We start from the raw sequence: 411 nt of genomic DNA, 5'->3' as shown, positions 1-411 counted from the left end.
CCATCAACATGCTGGTCGATGTGAGCGAGCGTAAGCACGCCGAAACCCAGCAGCGGATCTTGCTCGATGAGCTCAATCATCGTGTGAAGAACAACATGATGATGCTGAAGTCCCTGCTTTCGGTCGCGGCAAGGACCAGCAAGAGTCCGGAGGCTCGGACGGTTCTGGACGAGGCCAGCAAACGGGTGGCTGCCATGGCTGCCGCTCAGCGTGTCCTCTATGACACGCCTGACGCCGTCAACTTCGGAGCCGAGCCGTTCCTAGGGGCTGTTTGCGAGACGGCAAAACAGATGTTCCCGCCAGCCGTTGAATTGGTCTGCGAGGCAGATGCAATTCAGTTGCCAAATGACATTGCAATGCCGCTGGCGCTCATTATCAACGAGCTTTTGATCAACGCCGTGAAGTATGGAT

The 411-nt window shown here is 56.4% G+C and carries 1 protein-coding gene; it reads left to right on the top strand.

The window, feature by feature from the left end:
• On the top strand, positions 1-411 hold a 411-nt coding region (locus EOA29_RS40525; RefSeq protein ID WP_145970205.1), incomplete at both ends, for a sensor histidine kinase.

Source organism: Mesorhizobium sp. M1E.F.Ca.ET.063.01.1.1 (assembly GCF_003998155.1).
GTDB lineage: Bacteria > Pseudomonadota > Alphaproteobacteria > Rhizobiales > Rhizobiaceae > Mesorhizobium.
Note: the sequence above shows the minus strand (reverse complement) of the source record. Positions and strands in the feature narration are given on the sequence as shown.